The sequence below is a fragment of the Kitasatospora sp. NPDC056531 genome (assembly GCF_042794375.1).
GTDB lineage: Bacteria > Actinomycetota > Actinomycetes > Streptomycetales > Streptomycetaceae > Kitasatospora.
In genome coordinates this window covers 1-4556 of record NZ_JBHTTU010000221.1, presented here as the reverse complement: position 1 = coordinate 4556, position 4556 = coordinate 1, and the positions used below count along the sequence as shown (strand labels likewise).

The following is a 4556-nucleotide window of genomic DNA, read 5'->3' as shown; positions in this document are numbered from 1 at the left end:
GGCCCGCCGCCGGACAGCACCACGGCCTGCCCGGTGACCACCTTCGCGCCGTCGGCGGGGGCGATCTGGGGCAGCACGCCGCGCAGCGACGGGAAGGCGTCCAACGGCCGTCCCTTGCGGTCGGTCGGCTTCGACACCGGGTTGGGCAGCGGCCGCACGCCGATCGTCCTGCCCGCCGAGAACTTGGGGTGGACCACGCTCGGCGCCCACCGCACCAACGTCCGCCCGTCCGCGGCCCGCATCACGCCCAGGACGTTGTCGTACTCCCAGGCCTCCGTGGCCCCGTCGAACTCCGCCCGCACCTTGAAGCCGACGGCGGGCTCGCTCGGGGTGCCGGACGAGGCAGGACCCGTCCCGGTCAGCGCGAGTGACTTGGCCGGCACCCCGTCATGGAACGCGGTCAGCGCCGTCCGGGCGGCCTCCGGACGGTCGGTCAGGCCGGCCGCGGCTGTGAAGTCCCCCCGGCCCCAGGCCGCCAAGAAGTCCTTGGCGACCGCCTCGGCCTGCTCGGTGCTCGGCGGCTGCTGCGGCTCCCGGGTCGCGGCCGCCGCCGCCGTCCCCGGAGGATCCGCCCGACACGGCGTTCACCAGGTTGTACGCGCCGTACCCGCCGACCCCGACCAGCGCGGCGAACACCCCGCCGACCGCCACCAGTACGACCCTTCGCGTGGTCGAGCGGCGCGGCGGCTCGGCCTCGTGCTCCGGGTGGTCCCCGTCATCGGCGTAGTCGGTGTGTTCGGTGAAGCCGGTGTGCTCCTGCTCCTCGTGCATCCTGCTCTGTCCCCCCTGCGTATGTCCTGGTCACGGGCCCGCCCCCGCCCCGACGCCCGGACCGTGCGGTCGGGTGAGGGGTCGTTCGGGCCCGGACCAGCCTAATACCGCAGTCGTCTTCGACGATGATCGGCCCCGAGGTGACGATCGACCGTGAGAGCGGGCTCGGCCGGGGCGCCGGCGGCCGCCGACGCCGGTGGTGACGCGGACGCGGATCGGCAGCGAAGCGCTGGACCCGTTCGTCCTGGCCCGCGGCTCGTGACGGGTCGCGTTCTCCCGTGCCCCGCTTCCGTCCGGGTGCGGGAACCCCGAACCTCGGGAGAATCGATGTGTGGGGGACGGCCCCGGCTGCGCCGCGGGTGTCTACGTGAGAGGACCATGCCATGCCCGACTTCCACCCGAAGCACGATCACCTGATCGTCAAGCCGATCGGGGGCACGACCCCGCAGGACCCGGAGAGGTGGAAGGGCGAGGTGGTGGCGGTGGGGCCCGGCCGGCAGCTGGGGAGCGGCAAGCCCCACCCGGTGGACGTCAAGGTCGGCGAGAAGATCCTCTTCAACAGGTTCTCCGGATCGGAGATCGAGGTGGAGGGGCAGGCGTACGTCGAGCTTCCCGAGGACGAGGTCCTCGCGCTCTCCACGGAGTAGGGACAGGGCCACGGGCGTAACCGGCGCCCGACGTCTTCGGCCCCGACAGCCCCAGACCCCCGAGACCTTTGGAGATTCTCGCCATGACCGAGCAGTCACCCGCCCGGATCGGCGTCACCGGACTGGCCGTGATGGGCCGCAACCTGGCCAGGAACTTCGCCCGTCACGGATACCGCGTGGCTGTGCACAACCGCACGCAGGCGCGGACCACGGCGCTGCTGGAGGAGTTCGGGCACGAAGGCGAGTTCGTGGCCGCCGGGACCACGGAGGAGTTCGTCGCGGCCCTGGAACGCCCCCGTCTGATCGTGATCATGGTCAAGGCCGGGGCGCCGACCGATGCGGTCATCGACGAGCTGGTGCCGCTGCTCGACGAGGGCGACGTGGTGGTGGACGGCGGGAACGCGCACTTCCTCGACACCAGGCGGCGGGAGGCGGCCCTACGGGAACGCGGACTGCACTTCGTGGGCAGCGGGATCTCCGGTGGTGAGCAGGGCGCGCTGGAAGGACCGAGCATCATGCCCGGCGGTACACAGGAGGCCTACCGGGTCCTGGGGCCGTTGCTGGAGGACATCGCGGCCAAGGTCGACGGCAAGCCCTGCTGCACCCATGTCGGACCGGACGGCGCCGGTCACTTCGTCAAGATGGTCCACAACGGGATCGAGTACGCCGACATGCAGCTCATCGCCGAGGCGTACGACCTGCTGCGGCACGGAGCGGGTCTGCAGCCCGACGCGATCGCCGAGGTCTTCCGGACCTGGAACGCCGGGCGCCTGGAGTCCTATCTGATCGAGATCACCGCCGAGATCCTCGCCCACACCGATGCGGCGACCGGGAAGCCCTTCGTCGACGTCGTGCTGGACCAGGCCGAGCAGAAGGGCACCGGCCGCTGGACGGTCCAGAGCGCGCTGGAGCTCGGCGTGCCCGTGAGCGGGATCGCCGAGGCGGTCTTCGCCAGGGCGCTGTCCGGCAGCGTGCCGCTCCGGCAGGCCGGACGGGGGCTGCCCGGCCCCACCGAGACGTGGCTCGACAGCGCGGCGGCGGACCGGTTCGCGGACGACGTCGAGCAGGCTCTGTACGCCTCCAAGATGGTGGCGTACGCCCAGGGCTTCAACCAGATCCAGGCCGGCAGCGCGGAGTACTCCTGGCAGATCGACCCCGGCGAGATGGCCGCGATCTGGCGCGGCGGTTGCATCATCAGGGCTCGGTTCCTGGACCGGATCCGCGCCGCGTACGAGGCGGATCGCGAGCGTCCCACGCTGCTGACCGACGCGCACTTCCGGGAGGCGCTCGGCTCCGCGCAGTCGGCCTGGCGACGGGTCGTCTCGGTGGCGGCCCAACTGGGGGTGCCCGCCCCCGGCTTCGCGACCGCGCTCGCTTACTACGACAGCCTGCGGGCGGAGCGTCTTCCGGCCGCACTGGTGCAGGGACAGCGGGACTTCTTCGGCGCGCACACCTACCGCCGGGTCGACCGGGACGGGATCTTCCACACCCGCTGGGAGGTCGAGGGCCGCCCGGAGGAACAGCGCTGATAGACCCTCAACCACCCTGCAATCAAAGGCATTTCACCGATATCGTGCAGGCCGAGGTTGTACCTCCGGACCCGGCCGAACATGTCACCGAGCCGGCCGAAGGCGACCACGAGCACCGCGGTGACCAGGAGATAGCCCAGGATCATCCACAGCAGGTAGCCGATGTTGCCCGGGGCGAGCGGGTCCAGACCGATGCCGCGGAAGATCGCGGGCAGCGAGATGATCACGATCGAGGCGTCGACGGACGCGATCAGCACGCCCATCGTCGTGTTCGCCAGCGCGACCCACTTGTACCGTTCACCCGTGACGCGTGCGGTGGCGTTGCCGGCCCGTGCGGCGTCCATGAGCGCTCCCAACGTCGGTCGGGTCAGGCCGCGACGGCGACGTCGGCCCAGTGGACGGCGCGTTCGGGCTCCGCGCGGTCGCCGTGCGCGGCAGTGAGCCGGTCGATGACCTGCAGGCCGCGGCCGTGCTCGCCGCGGGTGCGGCTGGCCGTCCAGCCGCCCTCCGTGGCGGCAGGGCCTCCGTCGCAGACTTCGATGCGCACCCGCCGGGTGTCCGGGGCGCGGCTCAGCCGGAGGTGCAGTGGGGGCTCGGCGTGCTCAACGGCGTTGGTGACGAGTTCCGAGACGGTCAGCAGCACCGTGCCGGCCGTCTCGTCGGTGACCCGCCACTGCGCGAGGACCGCTCGGGCGATCCTGCGGGCTGTCCCGGCGGCTTCCGGGCGGTGCGCCAGGGGCCAGGCGCGCTCCGGTGCCCGCGGGCGCCGGGCAGCGGCCGGCCACGGGGAGATCTCCGGGACATGAGCCTGACCACGGTCGCGGCGATCGGCCGGCTGGAACAGGAAGGTCCGATCCGGCTGACCGCGCTGGCAGCGGCGGAAGGCATCGCCCAACCGTCGATGACCTCGCTGGTCCAGCGGCTGGAACGCCAGGGCCTGGCCTCGCGGTCGGCGGATCCCAGAGACGGGCGTGTCTGCCTCGTCGCCATCACGGATGCCGGGCACGAGCTGCTGGCCGCGCGCCGCCGCGCGCAGCGGGCCCGGGTGACCGGTCTGCTGGCCGAGCTGCCCGAGCAGGACGTGCAAGCGCTGAGCGAGGCCATGCACACGGCCTTGGCCATCGTTCGCCGCATGCTCCGGCAGGCCCCGTCGCCCCGCACCACCCGCGGCGGAGCGGCTTCCTGAACCCCCGGGGTGCCTTCTTCGGTATCTCCTCCCGCAGGCGGCGGGATCCGATCCACTGCCCCGTCGCGCCCCGCGCGCCGGGCTCAGGTCCTGGCACCTGCCCTCATGTCGGACTTCCGGAACGGGCGGAGCAAAATGAGCACCATCTCGGCGTTCGGCTCGGATGCGTCGACGGCGCAGGTCCCGGACTATCCCATGGCCCGGGCGGCCGGCTGCCCGTTCGACCCACCTCCGGCCCTGCGAACCCTGCAGGCCGAAGCCCCGATCAGCTCGGAGAGCGGCCACCCGCACTACCCCCACCAGAGCCCGGCCGCGAAGGAGCGCCGGACGCAGTCGCAGACCTTCATCACCATGGATGATCCGGAGCACGCCCGGCTGCGCCGGATACTTCTGGACCGACCAGTACGACACCAGGATCCGGGC

Annotated in this window: 6 protein-coding genes and 2 pseudogenes; 4 read left to right on the top strand and 4 right to left on the bottom strand. The window is 72.2% G+C overall.

Going from position 1 to position 4556, the window contains the following annotated elements; all coding sequences use genetic code 11:
• A partial coding sequence (locus ACFQ87_RS44575) for an NTF2-like N-terminal transpeptidase domain-containing protein (RefSeq protein WP_380616770.1) occupies positions 1-479 on the bottom strand: 479 nt, incomplete at its 3' end.
• Positions 388-771 carry a hypothetical protein gene (locus tag ACFQ87_RS44570; protein WP_380616769.1) on the bottom strand — a complete coding sequence of 128 codons (384 nt, stop codon included), beginning with the start codon at positions 769-771 and terminating at the stop codon, positions 388-390. The genes ACFQ87_RS44575 and ACFQ87_RS44570, both read right to left, overlap by 92 nt.
• A gap of 383 nt (positions 772-1154) precedes the next feature.
• Here ACFQ87_RS44570 and ACFQ87_RS44565 point away from each other — a divergent pair, with 383 nt between their 5' ends.
• Both ACFQ87_RS44565 and gndA read left to right on the top strand, forming a co-directional pair.
• A complete protein-coding gene (locus ACFQ87_RS44565; protein WP_380616768.1) occupies positions 1155-1418 on the top strand; it encodes a hypothetical protein in 264 nt (87 codons plus the stop codon).
• Between the two features lie 83 nt (positions 1419-1501).
• Entirely contained in the window at positions 1502-2947 is a 1446-nt protein-coding gene (gene gndA / locus ACFQ87_RS44560; RefSeq protein ID WP_380616767.1) for an NADP-dependent phosphogluconate dehydrogenase, read from the top strand.
• Positions 2948-2997: 50 nt separating this feature from the next.
• Here gndA and ACFQ87_RS44555 read toward each other — a convergent pair.
• Both ACFQ87_RS44555 and ACFQ87_RS44550 read right to left on the bottom strand, forming a co-directional pair.
• Positions 2998-3291 (bottom strand): annotated as a pseudogene (locus ACFQ87_RS44555) (MFS transporter); the annotation flags it as partial.
• Between the two features lie 23 nt (positions 3292-3314).
• Complete coding sequence (locus tag ACFQ87_RS44550) at positions 3315-3842, bottom strand: ATP-binding protein (protein WP_380616766.1); 528 nt, start codon at positions 3840-3842, stop codon at positions 3315-3317.
• On the opposite strand from ACFQ87_RS44550, the gene ACFQ87_RS44545 reads away from it, so the two are divergent.
• Both ACFQ87_RS44545 and ACFQ87_RS44540 read left to right on the top strand, forming a co-directional pair.
• The gene (locus ACFQ87_RS44545) at positions 3750-4133 is read left to right on the top strand and encodes a MarR family winged helix-turn-helix transcriptional regulator (protein WP_380616765.1); all 384 of its coding nucleotides are present in this window, start codon (positions 3750-3752) and stop codon (positions 4131-4133) included. The two genes, ACFQ87_RS44550 and ACFQ87_RS44545, sit on opposite strands and share 93 nt — an antisense overlap.
• Positions 4134-4268: 135 nt before the next feature.
• Positions 4269-4556, top strand: a pseudogene (locus ACFQ87_RS44540) (hypothetical protein); the annotation flags it as partial.

Excerpts from the sequence above, each read along its gene's own strand:
- ACFQ87_RS44545 (WP_380616765.1), top strand. The coding sequence starts at position 3,750 with ATGAGCCTGACCACGGTCGCGGCGATCGGCCGGCTGGAACAGGAAGGT.
- ACFQ87_RS44570 (WP_380616769.1), bottom strand. The coding sequence starts at position 771 with ATGCACGAGGAGCAGGAGCACACCGGCTTCACCGAACACACCGACTAC.
- ACFQ87_RS44565 (WP_380616768.1), top strand. The coding sequence starts at position 1,155 with ATGCCCGACTTCCACCCGAAGCACGATCACCTGATCGTCAAGCCGATC.
- gndA (WP_380616767.1), top strand. The coding sequence starts at position 1,502 with ATGACCGAGCAGTCACCCGCCCGGATCGGCGTCACCGGACTGGCCGTG.